Origin of the sequence: Microlunatus speluncae (genome assembly GCF_009299835.1) — a bacterium.
GTDB lineage: Bacteria > Actinomycetota > Actinomycetes > Propionibacteriales > Propionibacteriaceae > Microlunatus > Microlunatus speluncae.
Genome location: NZ_VKCZ01000020.1, coordinates 508,352 through 524,724 on the forward strand (window position 1 = coordinate 508,352; position 16,373 = coordinate 524,724).

Genomic DNA, 16,373 nt, shown 5'->3' on the forward strand with positions numbered 1-16,373 from the left:
GTGACCCGGGTGTCGATCAGGTCGCCGCCGGCCGCACAGCCAGGATCGTATGCACCGCCGGCCGGTTCCGTTTGATCGCCCGGCAGGTCAGGAGCTCCGGCTCGCCCGCGGTGGTCAGCACCTCAGCGATCCAGTCGCCGGCGCCGGTGACCGCGAACCGGCAGCGGGTCAGTCGGCCGTCCGCCTGGTCGGTGATCTCCCGCCGGAGCAGTCGTACGGCCTCGATCCGGTGCTCGTCGCTGGCCCGGCGGACGGCGATCTCGGCGGCCTGGACCGGGGTGGCGAACCAGCTGCGGCCGCGTAGATGATCAAGCTCGAGCTCGCCGGCGAGCAGGCGGTGGGCGACCGAGACGGCCGCGACCGGGGTCAGCCGGCCGAAGTAGAAGCCGCCGGGCAGGGTGACCAGGTTCGCCGCGTAGCGGTCGCCGCCGACGTGCGAGCACTCCCAGGTGTGGTCCGGCAACGCCGCGGCCAGGGCCGCCGCCACCGGCCGGCCGTAGCTGGCGCAGCAGGTGTCGTGCCGGCCGTGGGTGCAGACCGCGAGCACCGGCTCGGGATGATCTTGGAGACCGAGTCGCTCACCGCGACTCAGCGCGTCCAGGTCGAGGTCGGCCAGCGCGCCGTAGCCGTCGAGGGTCGTCGTCTCACACCACGCCCGGTCGGGTCGGGTGTGGGCCACGAAGATCCGCGGCCGGGCCGTCGCATGGCCACGGCGCCGGCGGAAGCGGCGGATCAGCAGCGCCCGGACCCCGGTCCGGCCGGCTTCGCGGCGCAGCCGGGCCAGCACGGCACCAGGCAGCCGGGAGTCCTCGAGCGCCTCGGTGCCCCAGGGTCCGTCGTGTTCGATCAGCAGGAAGGCGCGGATGCCCGAGGCCGTACCGGCGAGGCTTTCACCGCGGGCCTGACTGCGCGGCGAACAGTCGGTCTCCGGTACGGCGGCGGACACGTTCTCCTGATTGATCATCGATCGAGTTCGAGCAACCCTTCGATGATCAACCGCCGGCACAGCACCAGCGCACTCTCCGGGTCGAGGTCCAGGTCCGCGGCCCGGAAACGGTCGTCGAAACCCAGCAGTTGATCGATCACCGGCCGCAGCCGGCCCGGCACATCCAGTTCGCGATCACCGAGCAGCAGGACCAGGCGATCACCGCGCGGCTCGGGCACGCACCGGCTGCCCGGCCGGCGACGCAGCGTCGTGGTGGCGATCAGGCCGGCCAGCTCGAGTCCGTCCAGCAGTGCACCGCGCAGCCGCGGATTGCGCCCGGTCAGGAACCGGTGCACCTGACCGGTCGCGACCTGATCGGCGTCGGCCTCACCCAGCCGGCGGGTCAGCTCGGTGATCTTGGTCGCCAGCGGACCGGACAACCGGCTCGGGTCGTCCGGATAGCCCGCGGGCAGGTGCTCGTCGTCCATCCCGGCCAGAGTTTCGGTGATCACCTCGGTGAGCAGCCCGCGCCAGGTGAGCTGGTTGATCCCGATGGTGACGTGCAGCGAGACGCCGTCCTCGGCCCGGGCCGCGTGCGGCGTGCCGGTGGGCAGATACATCACCAGCCCCGGCGTGAACCGGACCTGCTCCGGCACCCGCTCGCCGGCCTCGTTTCGATCATGGATCTCCCACAGTTTGCTGCCGTGGGTCTGGAACACGAAGACGTCGTGGGTGTCGGAGTGCACCGCGAACCCCTGCGCGCCGGGCGGCGTGAGGTAGGCGTTGGCCTGGCAGGGGTGGCCCAGCTCCGTCTCCAGGGCGCCGATCAGCTCGGTCAGCGGCGGCCAGTAGCGGTGCAGGCCCTGGAAGACGATGGTCGCGCCGTCGCGGAAGAGTCGCAGCGTCCGGCGGACGTCGATCAGCCCGGTCAGCGGCTTGCCGGCGATGGTCGCACCCTTGCGGGTGTAGCTCGCCTCGGGCAGCACGGCCCCGTCCCGGGCCAGCCGGAGCTGCGGCGTACGCATCGCTGAACTGGTGATCAACTTGTCGGCGTCGTCCAGGGACAGGCGATCGACCAGCGACTCCGGGTCTCGGTCGTACCGGCCGACGCGGTGCGCCCAGACCTTCTCGGAGAAGGTCTGGGCGTCACCGGTCAGTAGCTCAAGCGCGTCCACTCGGTGCGTCTCTCTCAGCCGTCGGTTCCGTCGCCGTCACCGCCGGCACCATCGGTCCCGTCGTCATCGCTGCCCGCGCCGTCGGTTCCGTCGCCGTCACCGCCCGCGCCGTCGGTGCCGTCACCATCGCCGCCCGCGCTGTCGCCGGTGACCCCGTCGGTCCCGTCGCCATCGCCGCCGACTCCGTCCGTGCCGTCGGCATCCCCGCCGCCGGGGCCGGTGCCGGAGCCTGCGCCGGTCACCATGTCATCGTCGTTGAGCGGATCACCGGAATTGGTCGTCATCGCACCTGCCTCCTTCAGTTGGCCGTTGTTGGGTCAGCCGCTTAGTACCCAACCTCTTGCCTCATGACACTACTGCCGGTTGATCGATTTCGCGCAAGCCCTGTAGCGCGAACAGTTCGTCGCCATAATGTGTCATCGAAACCAGCGGCGACCGGTGATCAGGAGGCGCGAGTGAGCGGTCAGAGCCGACCGGACGGTCCCGACATGATCACGATGTTCACCGACGCCTACCGCGTGGCCGGTGACGGTGGGGCGAGGCTGCCCTGGGACTGGTCGGCCCCGCACCCGCACCTGGAGCGATGGGCGCGCGAGCGCCGCACCGCCGGAACCGGACGGTCCGCGATCGTCGTCGGTTGTGGGTACGGAGACGACGCCGCTTTCGTTGCCTCGTTGGGCTTCCGGACCACCGCCTTCGACTTCGTCGCCGCCGCGATCGAGGGCGCTCGCCGGCGTCACCCGACGGTGGATCTTGATCTTCGGGTGGCCGACCTGTTCGCGTTGCCGCCGCAGTGGGCCGGCGCCTTCGACCTGGTGGTGGAGAGCCTGACCGTCCAGTCGATCCCGCCCGCGCGGCGGGCGGAGGCCGTCGCCGCGATCGCCCGGCTCGCCGCGCCCGGCGGCACGGTGCTGGTGATCGCCTCGGCCCTGGAGGACGAGCCGGACCGGGCGGGGCCGCCGTGGCCGCTGGACCGGGCCGACGTGGAGCGCTTCGCCGAGCACGGGCTCGAGCCGGTGATGATCAATCGTTGGGAGCGACCGGACCGGGTCCAGTTGTCACCCTGGATCGCCGAGTATCGCCGCTAGAGGCACTTCGAGTTGGAACGGGTGCACTGGATCGCGTAGCCGGCCATCGAGAACAGGAATGCGATCCAGCCGAGCCCCAGGGCCAGGCAGGCCAGGGTTGCGACCGTCGCGGCGACGGCGACGCCGGGCAGGCCGCCGCGCCGCACCAGTTCGGCCGCCGCAGACACGCCGGGCAGGTCCGGCTGCTCCCGCACCAGGCCCTCCAGGTAGCGGAACCGGGCCCGGCCGGTGGCCGTGAGCGAGATCAGCAGGCCGATCAGGATCAGCGCGACCAGGACCGGCACCCCGAAGAAGAACAGACCGATCAGGGCATACCCGGCAGCATCGGTCGCCCGGGGTTCGATCAGGCGAGTGATCACCTGCAGGCCGGCCAGCCCACCGACCAGCAGAAACAGGGTCACCACCACGAACGTCAGCACCGGCCGCGGGCCGGCCCGGGTCGCGTCGAAGCCGGCCAGGATCGCCGGGTTGCCGCCGAGCTCCTGCCGCGCCTTCAGCTGGTGGTTCCGGGCGATCAGGTACGGCGGCAACAGCAGGGCGAGCACGAGGAACACCCCGAGGACCAGACCGATCTCCATGCCCACATGCTGCCACGCCCGGGGTCGTGCTTAGGTTGGATCGTGGCCGACCCCGCGCGTCGTCGTGCACCGCTGCTGTGGCAACTGCTCCGACCCGGCACGGCGATCTTGATCCTGCTGCAGGCGCTGCTCTGCCACCTGTTGCTCGGCCTGCCGGCGCCGCACCCGGTGGCCGCGTTGGGCGGGGTGCTGTTGATCGCGTTCTGGTACGCCCACGCGGTCGCGATCAACGACCTGAGCGATGTGGCGGCCGACGCGATCAATCTGGCCGGCGCCGGCGACCGGCCGTTGATCAACAAGTCCGCCTCGACCCGGACCGTGTGGGTCGCGGCCTGGATCCTGTCCGGGGCGGTGATCGTGCTCGGCCTGGTGTTGTCGCCGTGGCTCGCCCTGGCCGGGCTGATCATGGTGCTGCTCAATCTTGCCTACTCGCTGCCTCCGGTGCGGCTGTCCGGTCGCGGGGTCGCGTCCCAACTGTTGTTGCCGATCGGCTACGTGATCTTCCCGGCGGTCGTGGTCTGGGGCATCGCCGGCCAGTCGGCGGTCTCCTGGCGCGGGGTGCTCGGCGTTGCCGGCCTCTATCTGCTGTTGGTCGGCCGGCTGTTCCTCAAGGACATCCGTGACGTCGAGGGTGATCGCCGGACCGGCAAGCGGACCTTCCTGGTCCGGCACGGGCTTCGGATCACCCTGGTCGCCGCGGCGGTCGCCCTGACCGCCGGCGTGCTGATCATGCTGCTGGCGATCGTGCCGCCGCTGCGCTGGGCCCTGATCGCGGCCGCGGTGATCACGATCGTCGCCGAGCCGCTGCTGTTGATCACGGTGTACGCCGAGCCAGAGCTGGACCGGCAGTTGCTCCTGGTCGGACTGGTCGGCCGGGTGGCGAGCCTGTGGACCTTCTGCTGCACCATCGCGCTGGCCGTGACCCAGTGGGGCTCGGTGCCGTGGTGGCAGCAGGAGCTGGTGACCGCCCTCGGCGTGATCATGTTCGGCGCGTCGGCGTACCCCTTCGCCGAGGAGCTCAGGCGAGCGCGCTGAGCAGAGCCGCCGTGACGATCGGGACGGTGAGGTTGTCCGTCCCGCGCGGGCTGATCAACTCGGCGAGTGCACCGACGACGGCGACCACCGCCGCCGGGCCAAGCCCGGCCGGCAGTGCGACCAGGAACGCGATGGTCAGGAACGCCGCGCTGCCGCCGGCCGTCCGGCCGAGGATCAGCCGTCGCAGCGGGAACCGCCGACCGATCAGGTGCGCCGCGGTGTCGGCCAGGCCGAGCACCAGCACGGCCAGCACGAACGGGGCCGTCCCGGTCGCGATCAGGGCGGCGCCGGCCACGCCGATCCCGAACAGCAGCTCACCCCAGGACCGCTCCGCCCGCGCGCTCAGGCTGCGCAGCGGCAGGAACCGCCGGGCCAGCACCAGCGCGACCGCGAAGAGCACGCCGATGATCACGTACCAGCGGTGGTCCAGCCAGAGACAGGAGATCGCCGCGATCACCGCCGAGCCGACGTGCGCGGTCTTGCGGCTGACCTCGGCCGGCGGCTGCCAGCGGCGGGCGACGTATTCGTTCAGCAGCAGGAACCCGGCCAGCAGCAGCACCGTGATCAGCACACCGGGCAGGGCGTCCGTGATCATGGCCAGAGCTCCAGGATCCGCCGCACGCAGACCTCGACCGGATCGCGGGTGTCCAGGACCTGATCAGCCAACCGGCGGCCCAGCTCGATCTCCGCGGCGAGCACCTCGGGTTCCGCCCGTTCCAGATCACCGCGCCGCTGCAGCCGGTCGATCAACTCCGGCACCGGCGCTTCGACAGCGACCACCTGCAGGTCGGGATGCAACTCCCGGAGCCGGCCGAGCACCACGGCCCGGAGACACGTGGCGACCGGGACGTCGCCGTGATCCAGCTGGGGCAGCGCGTAGTCGTACCCGTAGTGCTGATGCACGCCCAGCGCCTCGGCCCGGTGGAGGGCGAACTCGGCGGGCGTGACGAACTGGTGGGTGTCGGACGTCTCACCGGAGCGGCGGGGCCGGGTTGTGATCGTCCTGACGGCGCGGAGCTCCGGGAGCTGCTCGGTCAGGGCCCGCAGCAGGGTCGACTTGCCGGCGCCGCTGGGCCCGATCAGCACGAGGGCGGGAGGCATGGCGGCACTGTACGGGGTGGCACTGCAGGGGGTGGCGCGGTGGGGCGGCGGCAAACCCGGAGGAAGCCGGCGGCCGGGAGTGGAATACTGGACGATCGTGTCATCCATTCCCACTCAGCTGAGCTCCGCGGTCGAGGCGATCACCGGCATCGACCCCGAGCTCCGGCCAGCCACGAAGCCGCAGTTCGGTCACTTCCAGTCGAACGTCGCGCTGCGCCTGGCCAAGGCCGAGGGGAAGCCGCCGCGCGACGTCGCGGCCCGGATCGTCGAGACCCTGGACGTGTCCGCGTGGTGCGAGCCGCTGGAGATCGCCGGGCCCGGCTTCATCAACTTCCGGATCAAGGCCGACGTGCTGGCCGACGAGGCCGGCCGGCAGTTGACCGATCCGACCCTCGGCGTGGTGCCGGCCGACCAGTCGCAGCGGGTGGTGATCGACTACTCCGGGGCCAACGTGGCCAAACAGATGCACGTCGGCCACCTGCGGTCGACCGTGATCGGCGACTGCTTCAACCGGGTGCTGACCGCGCTCGGCCACACTGTCATCCCGCAGAACCACCTCGGCGACTGGGGCACCCAGTTCGGCATGCTGGTGGAGCAGATCCTCGAGGAGGGGCTGGACGCGACCACCTTCGACCTGATCAAGGCCGAGGAGCTGTACCGGCGGGCCAATGCGCACTTCAAGGACGATCCGGCCTTTGCCGACCTGGCCCGGAAGCGGGTGGTCGCGCTGCAGGCCGGCGACGAGCAGACCCTGACCATCTGGCGACAGTTGATCACGCTCTCGGTGGCGGGGTTCAACGGCGTCTATGCCCGGCTCGGGGTCAAGCTGACCGACGATGATCTTGCCGGCGAGTCGACGTACAACGACGATCTGGCCGTGGTCGCGGCCGAACTGGAGGACAACGGCACGGCGGTGATCGACGACGGCGCCCTCTGCGTCTTCGTCGACGGGTTCCCTTCGCCGATGATCATCCGGAAGACCGACGGCGGTTACGGCTACGGCATCACCGACCTGGCCGCCGTTCGGCACCGGGTCCGGGACCTGGCGGCCGAGCGGATGATCTATGTCGTCGGGACCGAGCAGACGTATCACTTCAACCAGGTCTTCGCGGTCTGCCGCAAGGCCGGCTACCTGCCCGACGAGGTGCGCGCCGAGCACGCCGGCTACGGGCTGATCCTGGGCGCGGACGGCAAGCGGCTGCGGACCCGGGACGGCGGCACGATGAAGCTGGTCGACCTGCTCGACGCGGCCGAGGAGAAGGCGTCACCGCCGATCGCGCTGGCCGCGATCAAGTACGCGGACCTGTCCAGCGGGCTGCAGAAGGACTACGTCTTCGACGTCGACCGGATGGTCAAGGCCCAGGGCAACACCGGCCCCTACCTGCAGTACGCCCACGCCCGCTGCTGCCAGGTGCTGCGGAAGGCCGAGGCCGAGGGGATCCACGAGCCGACCAAGATCAGCCTGCTGGCCGAGCCGGCCGAGCAGACCCTGGCCCTGCAGCTGACGAAATACGGCGAGACCGTCGCCGAGGTCGCCGAGACCCTGCAGCCGCACCGGCTCTGCGGCTACCTCTACGACCTCGCCGTCGCCTACACCGACTTCTACGAGCGCTGCCCGGTGCTGAAATCCGAAGGCGAGATCCAGCACTCCCGCCTCGCCCTCTGCCGGGCCACCCAGCGCGTCCTCGCCGCCGGCCTCGACCTGCTCGGCATCGAAGCCCTCGAACGCATGTAGCCGTTCGTTCCCTGAGCCTGTCGAAGGGCAGACCACATCGTCTCGCACTGAACCGGTGCGTCATCGGGCCTGCCCTTCGACAGGCTCAGGGAACGAACAAGCCGGCAGGCCCAGGTGCGAACCGACGCTCAGGTGGCGCGGGGGATCGGGTCCGGGTGCTCCTCGGCGTCGTGCGCGAGCCAGGCGGCGCCGATGATGCCGGCCTTGTTGCGGAGCTCGGCGGGAACGATCTTGGTCTTCAGATCCAGGTGTGGCAGGAACTCGTCGGAGTCCTTGCTGACGCCGCCGCCGACGACGATCAGGTCCGGCCAGAACAGGGCCTCGACCACCTCGTAGTAGCGCTGTAGCCGCTTGGCATAGTCCTGGTAGGACATGCCGGTCTTGTCCTTGATGCTGGCGGCCGCACGGCTTTCGGCATCGTGACCGTCGACCTCGATGTGGCCGAGCTCGGAGTTCGGGATCAAGACCCCGCGATAGATCAGCGCGCTGCCGATGCCGGTGCCGAGGGTGGTCATCAACACCAGGCCCGGATGGCCCTTCGCGGCGCCGTACTGCACCTCGGCCACCCCGGCCGCGTCGGCGTCGTTGACCAGCACGATGCCGCGGCCGAGTTGATCTTCGAAGATCTGCTCGGCCGGGGCGTCGATCCAGGACTTGTCGATGTTGGCCGCGGACCGGGTCTGGCCGTGGGTGACCACCGCCGGGATCGTGATGCCGATCGGGCCGTCGCCGATCTGGTCGGCGAAATGATCAACGATCTCCTTGACCACGGCGGCCACGTTCTTCGGCGTCGAGTGCTGCGGCGTCTCGATCCGGAGCCGCTTCGTGGCGAACTCGCCCACCGTGAGATCCACGGGTGCGCCCTTGATCCCGCTGCCGCCGATATCGATACCCAGCACTGGTCGTTCGGTCATGCGGGGAGCTTAGCCTCGATGGCTGAGGTCGCGCCGCAGCTGTTCCACACACCAGGAATAGATCGCCGGATCGTCCGCGAAATAGAAGGCGTAGAAGCGGCGGTAGACCTCGATCCAGTGCCGCGCCTCGTCGCCGAGCCGGGCGACCGCAAGGTCGGTCAGCCACGCTTCGTCGTCGGCACTCGCGGTGCCCGGCTCGAGCCCGAGGAAGGCGATCGCGCCGGCGACGTCGAGCAGCGGATCGGCGGCCAAGGTGTGCGGGCTGAAGTCGACCACGCCGGTGATCGTCGCGGAGCCGTCGTCCTCCCGCCGGACCAGCACGTTGCCGGGGAAGTAGTCGCCGTGCACCAACGCCGGCCAGCCCTGCCGCTGGGCCAGTTCGGTGAACAGTTGCTGCCACCGCTCGGCCAGGTCCGGCAGATCGGCCTCGAGCTTCGGCCGCACCGGGCCGACGGTCCGGTTCAACTGGGCGGCCAACACGTCGGACAGGCTGCCGTACTGCCGCGGCGCGTCCGGCCCGATCAGCTGGGCGAAACCGGCCACCGGCACCGGGAGCCGCTGCAGATCCATGGCCGCGGTCAGGTAGCGCTCCAGCGTCACCCGCCGGGCGTCGGGGTCGGGCCCGGAGGCGAGATAGCCGCGCAGCTCCTCACCCTCGATCCGCCGCTCGACCGTGTAGCGCCGACCGGCGAACTCGCCCGCGTCCAGCACCTGCGGGACGGCGTAGCCGAGGTCGACCCCGGCCCACAGGTCGGTCAGCGCGCGGCGCTGAGCCGTGACGTCCGGCCCGGCGCCGGGCGACTGCAGCCGCAGCACCCGCTCGTCGTCCAGGGCGAAGACCCGCGACTCCGAGCCGCCGCCGAGGTAGGCGTCGGCGGTGATCCGGAACCGGTCCAGCACGGCCAGCTCGCCGCGCGGATCGGCGACGCCCGACTGCCCACTGGTCTGCTTCCGCAACCGATCGGCCTCCCGAGCGGTACGGGCCCGGTCGAGCTGGGTCAGCGCCAGCTGCCGGGCGGCGTCCTGATCAACCTGCCGGGCGACGGCGTTGACCGGGCCCTTCGGGGTGTCGACGTGCACGTCGGCGAGCCGCAGTCGCCGTTGCCACGGGCCCTGCTCGATCCGTACCGACTGGTTCTTGGCGTGCGGGACGATGTCGCGGTGGTGGGTCATCCAGCCGTGCTCGGTGATCAACACCCGGTCGTCGAAGCCGTACTTGAGCGTCCAGAAGTTGAACCAGGCCAGCCAACGGGAGCGACGCGGCGAGGGATGCAGCTCGATCGCCGCGAGGTCGACGCCGGGTAGCACCCGGTCGAGCGCAACCGCCAACTGATCGCGGGTCGCCACCGGGAGCAGCACGTTGGTCGCGTTGTCCTGGTTGTTTTCGCCCTCGCCGGAGCCGTATCCGAGGATGTCGACGTCGACCCGCCACCAGCCGAACTTCTTCCACAGCAGGGGTTGCGACACGGACAGGCCCTGGATCCGGTCCAGCGGCACGGACTGGCTGGTCAGGTTGGTCAGGCCGCGGGTGATCCTCAATCCCCGGGACGAGTCGGCCAGGGTGAAGTTGAACATGGAGATCACCCGGCGGCTGATCAGCGAGACCAGGCCGATCACCGCCGGCAGCAGACCGGGCAGCGCGTAGAGGACCCAGCCCATCACCGAGGTGAAGATCAACGCGCCGATGGTGAAGAACGCGGTGATCAAGAACTCGCTGGAGAGCAGGAAGCTGGCCACCAGCATCTGCGGCTTGACCACCACCAACGGGCGATCGGACTGGCTCGCGTCGGTCAGCGCGCTGGTCGTCTGCCCGTGCTCGTCGCTCTCGATGCTGGTCTGCTCGCCATGGGCCCGGACCAGCAGATAGTCCCGCAGCCGGTTGGCCTTGGCCCGGGCCAGATAGCGCAGCTTGATCGTGTTGTCGCCGGCCCCGACCTCGAGCCGGAGCTCGACCAGGCCGAACAGTCGGGCGGCGAACGGCTGGATGATGTCGACCGACTGCAGCCGCTCGAACGGCACCTTCTTGGAGCTCTTGAACAGCGCCCCGGTCTCGACCCGGAGCTCCTCGTCGTCGATGACGAAGCGGGTGAAATACCAACCGACAAAGCCGATCGCGGCCGCCAGCACGACCGCGATGGCGATCACCAGCAGGATCCAGCGCAGCTCCGGCAGGACGAATCCCCGGCCGTTGGACGAGTCCGGGATCAGCTCCCGGCCGCCGTACACGATGATCGCGACCAGCAGGATCCAACCGCGGATGAACGGCGTCAGCGGGTGCGGGCGCTCGGTCTGCTTGACCTTCGGGGCACCCTCGACCACCGGCGCCAGCTCCTGGGCCGGGGCGGGGTCGGTCGCCTGCTGATCATGATCTTGGCGGGACTCGGTCATCGGTGATCCTCGCGATCACAGACCGGACGCATGAGCCTCGCCCAGCTGGGTCAGCGTGTCCCGGAGACGGGCGGCCTCGTCGGGCACCAGGCCCGGGATCGTCGCGTTGGTGGAGGCGCTGGCGGTGACCAGGGTGACGTGGGCCAGGCCGAACGCCCGCTCCAGCGGCCCGGACTCGACCTCGACCAGCTGCATCCGCCCGTACGGCACCGCGACCAGGGTCCGGAACATCACGCCGTGGGTGATGTAAAGATCATCTTCGCGCTCGACGTAACCCCAGGAGCGGTAGTGCCGCTCGATCAGGATCCACCGCGGGACGGTGAACGCGAGCCCGACGACGGCGACGATCAGGCCGATCCACCACACCTGCGGCAGCAGGACGGCGAAGATCACCGCGGGGATCACGAACACCGCGGCCGCGATCGCCGTGGTGATGCGCCGCAACGTCCGGTACGGGGGTGCCAGCCGCTTCCATTCGTACTGTGGCGGCGCGAAGAGGTCATCCATAGCGCACCAAGCCTAGTGGGGCGTCGTCAACGATGTCCCGCCGTGTCACTGACCCTTCTTCGACTTCTTCGGGCCCTTGACGCTGACCCCGCCGAACAGGCTCAGCCCCTTAAGCACGATCACCGGCGCGCCGGGCACCGGATCGCCGAGTCGGCTGATGTCGGTGCCGCCGAAGACGCCCGCGGTCTGGTCCCGGACCTCGACGCCGTCGGGCACCAGCACGTCCATGCCGCCGAAGCACCAGAGGCCGAGGATCTCCACCACCGGGCTCTCGAAGGTGGCTTCGCGGAAGTCGAGCTCGACGCCGCCGAACACCGCGATCGCCGTGCTGGAGCGGCGGACCCGCCACTTTCCTTTGCGGGTGGAGCCGCCGAAGATCGCGATCATCGTGTCGCGCTCGTCGGTGGAGCCCGAACGGTCGATGCTGAAGCCGTGGTCCGGCTGCTGTTGCGGCAGCGGCGACGGAGTGGTCGGCACCAGGTCGGTGGTGATCGGGACCAGGTCGGTGGTGATCGGGACCAGGTCGTCGAAGGTGCGCGCGGTCATCGCCTGCTCGAGGCGTTCCTCGTACTCGTCGTGCGTCAGCCGGCCCTCGGAGAAGGCGGTGCCGAGCAGCGTCGCGACCTGCTCCCGATCGGAGTCGGAGGCCCGCAGATTGCCGCCGGCGATGGGCCCGACGTGCTGCGGTTCCCGGCCGGTCGGCTCGGGCAGGTTGTTGCTTGCGGTCACTCTCGTACCGTAACGCGTCGGGTCGAAGGATCGGCCGGTCCGAGGGGCCGTCCGGTGGGGAACCGGGGCGATCCCCGAGGGCGCCTACATCATTGTGGTCAGTTCGACGCCAGGACGGGGCCGAACTGACCACAATCCTGTCGTCAGTGCGGGCGGCCGATGTCGAAGACGTTGCCCTCCGGATCGGCCAGCGTCACCCACGCCGTGCCGTACTCCTCGAACTGGCCGACCTCGGTCGCACCGAGGGTGACGGCGCGGTCGGCGGTCGCCCGGAAGTCGGCGGAGACGAAGTCGATGTGCAGCCGGTTCTTGCCGGTGCGCGACTCCGGGACAGCGAGGAACATCAGGTGCGGCACGCCGTTGGCTCCGGCGAGCTGAGCCATGTACTGGTTTCCGCCGGGCTCGATCGGCCGGTCCAGTAGTTGCGAATAGAAGGTGGCGAGGAGCTGCGGGTCAGCGGCGTCGATGACGAGCTGGCCCAGGGTGAGTTCGGACATGGTGGATCCCTTCGAGCTGGTTCTGGTGAGTGGAGCGTCAGGCCGCGATGGGCCAGCACAGCCGGGTGAGGAAGTCGGCCGGGTCGGGCACGTCGCCCGGCCCGGTCAGGTAGATCTCCCGCACCGGCCCCGGCGCCAACCGCTCGTGCTCGGCGACGTAGCTGCCCAGGGCGGCATAGGTGCGGTCGATGTCGGCGAACGAGCCGCGGTGCTCCGTGACCGCGAACCGGCCGCCGGTCAGCGTGAGCTCGGTCAGGCCGGCCGGTGCCGGGCCGGTGATCGGCAGGTAGGCCATCACCTCGCCGACGTCGTCGGTGAAGAACGAGTTGTCGTACGTGGCCGCGCCCGGCCCGGCCGGCTGCATCCCGGCGGCGGCGAGTGACCCGTAGAGCCGCCCGTAGGCCTCCTCGCACCAGGCACCGATGTCGTCCCGGGTGACCCGATCGATGATCGCCGCGACCCGCTCCGCCGGCTGATCCCGCCGGCCGAACTCGTACCCGATGGTCGGCTGGGACAGCAGTCGGCGCAGCGACCCGACGATCTCCCGGGTCCGGCTGAGCTCGGCCTCCATCCGGCGCAGATGCTCGGCGATGATCGCGTTCCGCGACGCGTCGGACTCGGCCCGGACGACGGTGCTGATCTCGGGCAGCGGCATGTCCAGGTGGCGCAACCGCGCGATCAGCAGGGCGGTCGGCACCTGATCGATCCCGTACCGCCGATAGCTCGTCGCCGGGTCGATCTCGTACGGCTCCAGCAGCCCGATCTCGTGGTAGTGCCGCAGCATCTTCACGCTGAGATGGGTCAGCCGGGAGAACTCCCCGATCGGTACCGATGCGCTCATGGGCAGCACCTTGCACCCTCCGACAGTGGGAGGGGCAACCCGTCACCCACCGAGTTGGCCAGACTGCTCCCCGCCCCAGTACACTGCTCGGGCAACGCGGATGTAGTTCAATGGCAGAACATCAGCTTCCCAAGCTGAGAGTGCGAGTTCGATTCTCGTCATCCGCTCCAAGCTCGAAACCCCTAGTGGCAGTCCAATCGCGGCCAGGCGTTCTAATCGAACCTTGTGATCAGCCAGTTTGCGTGCCTTCAACGTGCCCCGAACTGCGCGCCTTCGCCAGCCGGCCCGTGTGCTCCTGACCCCACTCGGCGATCACGCGGCGCTAATCCTGGATGAGGGTGGAGGTCGGGCGGGGTGCGGTGATCGGGTCGGCGTGGCGGTGGCAGATCTTCCAGGTGCCGTCCTCGCGGCGGAAGATCACAGTGACACGGAGTTCGTGGGTCACTGGGTCCTCGCCGCCGGTGAGGCGGCCCTCGAAGTGTTCGATCTGGACGACGTAGCCGAGGTCCGCGGTGGCGTAGCGGGAGATTTCGTCGAAGCGGCTCGTCACCTCGTCGAAGTGCAGCGGGGCGCCCTGCTGGAAGTTCGCGGCCGCGTTGCGTGCGACTTCGCTGACGCCGGCGGGGCCGCGGCGCGGAGGTCCGAGGGGGTTGGCGAGGGTGACGTCGTCCCGGTCGGACATGAAGCTCAGGGCGGGCGTCGGGTCGCCGGTGATGAAGACGCGCAGGGCGTCGCGGTAGGCCGTGACGACCTCATCGAGTCCGTGATCAGTCATCCGATCCCCCTCACCTCGGTCGCATCGTCCCGAATGGGCGTCAAACACCCAAGGTAAGCCAGTTTTCAGTGTCACAAGGGAGAATGGTCAGATTGCGCGAGGCGAATCTCCGGCTCTCTTCGACAAGATCACGACGGCGACAGGTTGAGCAAACCGATGCCGATCAACACCACGACGGTGGCGGCGATCCGGGGGTGGCCGAAACGCTCCCGGAAGAGTACGGCGCCGATGATCGCGCCGACCACGATGCTGGTCTCGCGCAGCGCGGCGATCGGGGCCAGCGGCCCGCGGGTCTGGGCCCAGAGCACCAGCCCGTACGCGATCAGGCTGAGCACACCACCGAACGCACCCCGCACCCACACCGGCCGGACGGCAGGCCACAGCTTGCGCCGGCGGACCAGCACGGCCATGCCGAGCACGGCGATGCCCTGCAGCACCATCAGCCAGGCGATGTAGCCGATCGGGCTGCCGGACGCGCGGACGCCGACCCCGTCGACCATGGTGTAGGCCGCGATGCAGACGCCGGTGCCGACCGCCGCGGCGACCGCCGGCACGTGCAGCCGGGCGCCGCCGCGACCGAGCAGGGCGACCGCGACCAGCCCGCCCGAGACGATGATCACGCCGGCGATCTGCGGGCCGGCGAGGTGTTCGCCGAGCAGGACCGCCGCGGCGATCGCGACCAGCAGCGGTGCCGTCCCGCGAGCGAGCGGATAGGACTGGCCGAAGTCGGCCAGCCGGTAGGACAACATCAGCAGCAGGTTGTACGCCAGGTGCAGCAGCACCGAGATGCCCAGGGACGGCCAGCTGGCCGGACCGGGCGGCGGCGCGACGAAGATCAACACGGCGCCGCCGACCGCTCCGCCGGCGGCGACCAGGGCGAAGGCGGCCCAGCGGTCGGTGATCGCGTGCGCGATCGCGTTCCAGCTGGCATGGGCGATCGCAGCGATGCAGACCGCGACCGTCACGCCGAGGGACAAGGTCATCGACGGCTCAGCCGGCCGGAGGCAGCAGTTCGCCGTCCAGCCGAGCGACGCCGATCTTGGAATCGGCCATCCCGTAGAAGACGTAGTGCACGCCGTCGATCACCTCGATGGCGGTCGGGAAGACGACGTTGGGCACGATGCCCTCTCGTTCGTCCTCGGTCTCGGCCGCGAGCAGTGGCTCGGTGGTCCGGCGCCGCACCAGCCACGGCCGATCGGCGTCGAGGATCATCGCGCCGGCGGCATAGTTGACGCCCGGCTGCTGATCCACGCCCGGGGCCAGCCGACCGGCGACGCCGTGGTGGATCAACAACCAGCCTTCCGGCACGCGCAACGGCGGCGGGCCGGCGCCGATCTTGAGCTCCTCGAACGTCTCTTCGGGCAGCGCGACGACCCGGTGCTGCCGCCAGTATGTGAGCGACTGAAGATCATCGTCGGACTCCCGGAGCGGGATGAAGGAGATCCAGATCCCGGGCCGCGGATCGGCCAGCCCGGCCGGCGGCCGGTCGCCCTGACCCGGCTTGATCGCACCGAGATCCCACATCGGCCGGTGCAACACGGCCAGGCTCGGCTCGCCGTCCGGCCCGGTGACCGGCTCCGGGAAGAAGACGCAATCCTTGTTGTGGAAGAGATTCAGGTCGGTGTCGAGCTCGTCGTCGTAGCCGAACAGGACCGGTCCGAGCCGGCGCCACTGCCGAAGATCATCGGAGACCGCGAGCGCGGTCCGGGGGCCGAGCGGGCCGTAGGCCACATAGGTCATCACGTGCACGCCGAGCGCCGGGACGAACGTGACCCGCGGGTCCTCGGTGCCGGCGTTGCCCGCCCCGCGTTCCCACGCCCGGTCCGGTGCCAGCACGACACCCTCCCGCTGCACCCCGACGGGGACACCGTCCTCGATGATCAGCCGGGCCAGCCCGACCCGGGACACGTTGCCCGCCGCGACCAGCCGCGGCAGCAGGTAGGGCGTCCCATCGGGTCCCCGCCCGGTGGCCGGATTGAGCACCCCTTCGACCTCGTCCGGGTTCCCCGGCTCGGGGCTCATGATCACGCCGACCCGGGTGAGCCGGCAGCCGAAGTCACTCATGTCGCCCCGATCAGTTCCATG

At 70.1% G+C, this 16,373-nt stretch carries 18 protein-coding genes and 1 tRNA gene; 4 read left to right on the forward strand and 15 right to left on the reverse strand.

Translation table 11 applies throughout. The features are described 5' to 3' along the window. Positions 1–16: 16 nt before the first annotated feature. From FNH24_RS27825 to FNH24_RS31835, 3 genes are read right to left on the reverse strand one after another with little or no spacing between them, the layout of a single operon-like run. On the reverse strand, positions 17–964 hold the full coding sequence (locus tag FNH24_RS27825) for a sucrase ferredoxin (RefSeq protein WP_152365478.1): 948 nt from the start codon (positions 962–964) through the stop codon (positions 17–19). Continuing rightward, entirely contained in the window at positions 961–2,100 is a 1,140-nt protein-coding gene (locus FNH24_RS27830; RefSeq protein ID WP_246187100.1) for a JmjC domain-containing protein, read from the reverse strand. Before FNH24_RS27830 ends, FNH24_RS27825 begins: the two co-directional genes overlap by 4 nt. A 14-nt stretch (positions 2,101–2,114) precedes the next feature. Further along, a complete protein-coding gene (locus FNH24_RS31835) occupies positions 2,115–2,384 on the reverse strand; it encodes a hypothetical protein (RefSeq protein ID WP_161606349.1) in 270 nt (89 codons plus the stop codon). 171 nt (positions 2,385–2,555) lie between these two features. On the opposite strand from FNH24_RS31835, the gene FNH24_RS27840 reads away from it, so the two are divergent. Beyond that, positions 2,556–3,188 carry a methyltransferase domain-containing protein gene (locus FNH24_RS27840; protein ID WP_161606350.1) on the forward strand — a complete coding sequence of 211 codons (633 nt, stop codon included), beginning with the start codon at positions 2,556–2,558 and terminating at the stop codon, positions 3,186–3,188. Here the strand turns inward: FNH24_RS27840 and FNH24_RS27845 are convergent. Then, complete coding sequence (locus FNH24_RS27845) at positions 3,185–3,766, reverse strand: hypothetical protein (RefSeq protein WP_152365481.1); 582 nt, start codon at positions 3,764–3,766, stop codon at positions 3,185–3,187. The two genes, FNH24_RS27840 and FNH24_RS27845, sit on opposite strands and share 4 nt — an antisense overlap. A gap of 42 nt (positions 3,767–3,808) precedes the next feature. On the opposite strand from FNH24_RS27845, the gene FNH24_RS27850 reads away from it, so the two are divergent. Continuing rightward, entirely contained in the window at positions 3,809–4,801 is a 993-nt protein-coding gene (locus FNH24_RS27850; protein ID WP_161606351.1) for a UbiA prenyltransferase family protein, read from the forward strand. Here FNH24_RS27850 and FNH24_RS27855 read toward each other — a convergent pair. Then, entirely contained in the window at positions 4,785–5,396 is a 612-nt protein-coding gene (locus FNH24_RS27855; RefSeq protein ID WP_152365483.1) for a diacylglycerol/polyprenol kinase family protein, read from the reverse strand. The genes FNH24_RS27850 and FNH24_RS27855 overlap by 17 nt on opposite strands. Continuing rightward, positions 5,393–5,902 (reverse strand): AAA family ATPase, encoded by a 510-nt coding sequence (locus FNH24_RS27860; protein ID WP_161606352.1) that lies wholly within the window; start codon positions 5,900–5,902, stop codon positions 5,393–5,395. The genes FNH24_RS27855 and FNH24_RS27860 overlap by 4 nt, the downstream gene beginning before the upstream one ends. 97 nt (positions 5,903–5,999) lie before the next feature. Here FNH24_RS27860 and argS point away from each other — a divergent pair, with 97 nt between their 5' ends. After that, positions 6,000–7,637, forward strand: a complete 1,638-nt coding sequence (argS, locus tag FNH24_RS27865) for an arginine--tRNA ligase (protein ID WP_152365485.1) — start codon at positions 6,000–6,002, stop codon at positions 7,635–7,637. A 128-nt stretch (positions 7,638–7,765) separates the two neighbouring features. On the opposite strand, the gene ppgK is transcribed toward argS, so the two are convergent. From ppgK to FNH24_RS27895, 6 genes are all read right to left on the reverse strand, one after another. Further along, positions 7,766–8,551, reverse strand: a complete 786-nt coding sequence (gene ppgK / locus FNH24_RS27870) for a polyphosphate--glucose phosphotransferase (RefSeq protein WP_152365486.1) — start codon at positions 8,549–8,551, stop codon at positions 7,766–7,768. Positions 8,552–8,560: 9 nt separating this feature from the next. Beyond that, the gene (locus FNH24_RS27875; RefSeq protein ID WP_152365487.1) at positions 8,561–10,939 is read right to left on the reverse strand and encodes a PH domain-containing protein; all 2,379 of its coding nucleotides are present in this window, start codon (positions 10,937–10,939) and stop codon (positions 8,561–8,563) included. 15 nt (positions 10,940–10,954) lie between these two features. Beyond that, positions 10,955–11,446, reverse strand: coding sequence for a PH domain-containing protein (locus FNH24_RS27880; RefSeq protein WP_152365488.1), 492 nt, complete (start codon positions 11,444–11,446; stop codon positions 10,955–10,957). 45 nt (positions 11,447–11,491) lie between these two features. After that, positions 11,492–12,175 carry a DUF1707 SHOCT-like domain-containing protein gene (locus FNH24_RS27885; protein ID WP_152365489.1) on the reverse strand — a complete coding sequence of 228 codons (684 nt, stop codon included), beginning with the start codon at positions 12,173–12,175 and terminating at the stop codon, positions 11,492–11,494. Between the two features lie 143 nt (positions 12,176–12,318). After that, positions 12,319–12,672 carry a VOC family protein gene (locus FNH24_RS27890; protein WP_152365490.1) on the reverse strand — a complete coding sequence of 118 codons (354 nt, stop codon included), beginning with the start codon at positions 12,670–12,672 and terminating at the stop codon, positions 12,319–12,321. 37 nt (positions 12,673–12,709) lie between these two features. Next, positions 12,710–13,513 (reverse strand): MerR family transcriptional regulator, encoded by an 804-nt coding sequence (locus FNH24_RS27895; protein ID WP_152365491.1) that lies wholly within the window; start codon positions 13,511–13,513, stop codon positions 12,710–12,712. A 96-nt stretch (positions 13,514–13,609) separates the two neighbouring features. On the opposite strand from FNH24_RS27895, the gene FNH24_RS27900 reads away from it, so the two are divergent. Continuing rightward, positions 13,610–13,683: transfer RNA gene (locus FNH24_RS27900), tRNA-Gly, on the forward strand. 152 nt (positions 13,684–13,835) lie between these two features. On the opposite strand, the gene FNH24_RS27905 is transcribed toward FNH24_RS27900, so the two are convergent. From FNH24_RS27905 to FNH24_RS27915, 3 genes are all read right to left on the reverse strand, one after another. Continuing rightward, positions 13,836–14,288 carry a YybH family protein gene (locus tag FNH24_RS27905; protein WP_152365492.1) on the reverse strand — a complete coding sequence of 151 codons (453 nt, stop codon included), beginning with the start codon at positions 14,286–14,288 and terminating at the stop codon, positions 13,836–13,838. 128 nt (positions 14,289–14,416) lie between these two features. After that, positions 14,417–15,271, reverse strand: coding sequence for a DMT family transporter (locus tag FNH24_RS27910; protein WP_152365493.1), 855 nt, complete (start codon positions 15,269–15,271; stop codon positions 14,417–14,419). Positions 15,272–15,278: 7 nt separating this feature from the next. After that, positions 15,279–16,352: a glycoside hydrolase family 130 protein gene (locus FNH24_RS27915; protein WP_152365494.1), complete on the reverse strand. Its 1,074-nt coding sequence runs from the start codon at positions 16,350–16,352 to the stop codon at positions 15,279–15,281. Positions 16,353–16,373 lie beyond the last annotated feature (21 nt).

What these genes read in the sequence shown, in the direction of transcription:
- FNH24_RS27855 (WP_152365483.1), bottom strand. Translation starts at nt 5,396, where the DNA reads ATGATCACGGACGCCCTGCCCGGTGTGCTGATCACGGTGCTGCTGCTG.
- FNH24_RS27880 (WP_152365488.1), bottom strand. Translation starts at nt 11,446, where the DNA reads ATGGATGACCTCTTCGCGCCGCCACAGTACGAATGGAAGCGGCTGGCA.
- FNH24_RS27875 (WP_152365487.1), bottom strand. Translation starts at nt 10,939, where the DNA reads ATGACCGAGTCCCGCCAAGATCATGATCAGCAGGCGACCGACCCCGCC.
- FNH24_RS27890 (WP_152365490.1), bottom strand. Translation starts at nt 12,672, where the DNA reads ATGTCCGAACTCACCCTGGGCCAGCTCGTCATCGACGCCGCTGACCCG.
- FNH24_RS27915 (WP_152365494.1), bottom strand. Translation starts at nt 16,352, where the DNA reads ATGAGTGACTTCGGCTGCCGGCTCACCCGGGTCGGCGTGATCATGAGC.
- FNH24_RS27860 (WP_161606352.1), bottom strand. Translation starts at nt 5,902, where the DNA reads ATGCCTCCCGCCCTCGTGCTGATCGGGCCCAGCGGCGCCGGCAAGTCG.
- FNH24_RS31835 (WP_161606349.1), bottom strand. Translation starts at nt 2,384, where the DNA reads ATGACGACCAATTCCGGTGATCCGCTCAACGACGATGACATGGTGACC.
- FNH24_RS27845 (WP_152365481.1), bottom strand. Translation starts at nt 3,766, where the DNA reads ATGGAGATCGGTCTGGTCCTCGGGGTGTTCCTCGTGCTCGCCCTGCTG.
- FNH24_RS27895 (WP_152365491.1), bottom strand. Translation starts at nt 13,513, where the DNA reads ATGAGCGCATCGGTACCGATCGGGGAGTTCTCCCGGCTGACCCATCTC.
- ppgK (WP_152365486.1), bottom strand. Translation starts at nt 8,551, where the DNA reads ATGACCGAACGACCAGTGCTGGGTATCGATATCGGCGGCAGCGGGATC.
- FNH24_RS27905 (WP_152365492.1), bottom strand. Translation starts at nt 14,288, where the DNA reads ATGACTGATCACGGACTCGATGAGGTCGTCACGGCCTACCGCGACGCC.
- FNH24_RS27910 (WP_152365493.1), bottom strand. Translation starts at nt 15,271, where the DNA reads ATGACCTTGTCCCTCGGCGTGACGGTCGCGGTCTGCATCGCTGCGATC.
- FNH24_RS27825 (WP_152365478.1), bottom strand. Translation starts at nt 964, where the DNA reads ATGATCAATCAGGAGAACGTGTCCGCCGCCGTACCGGAGACCGACTGT.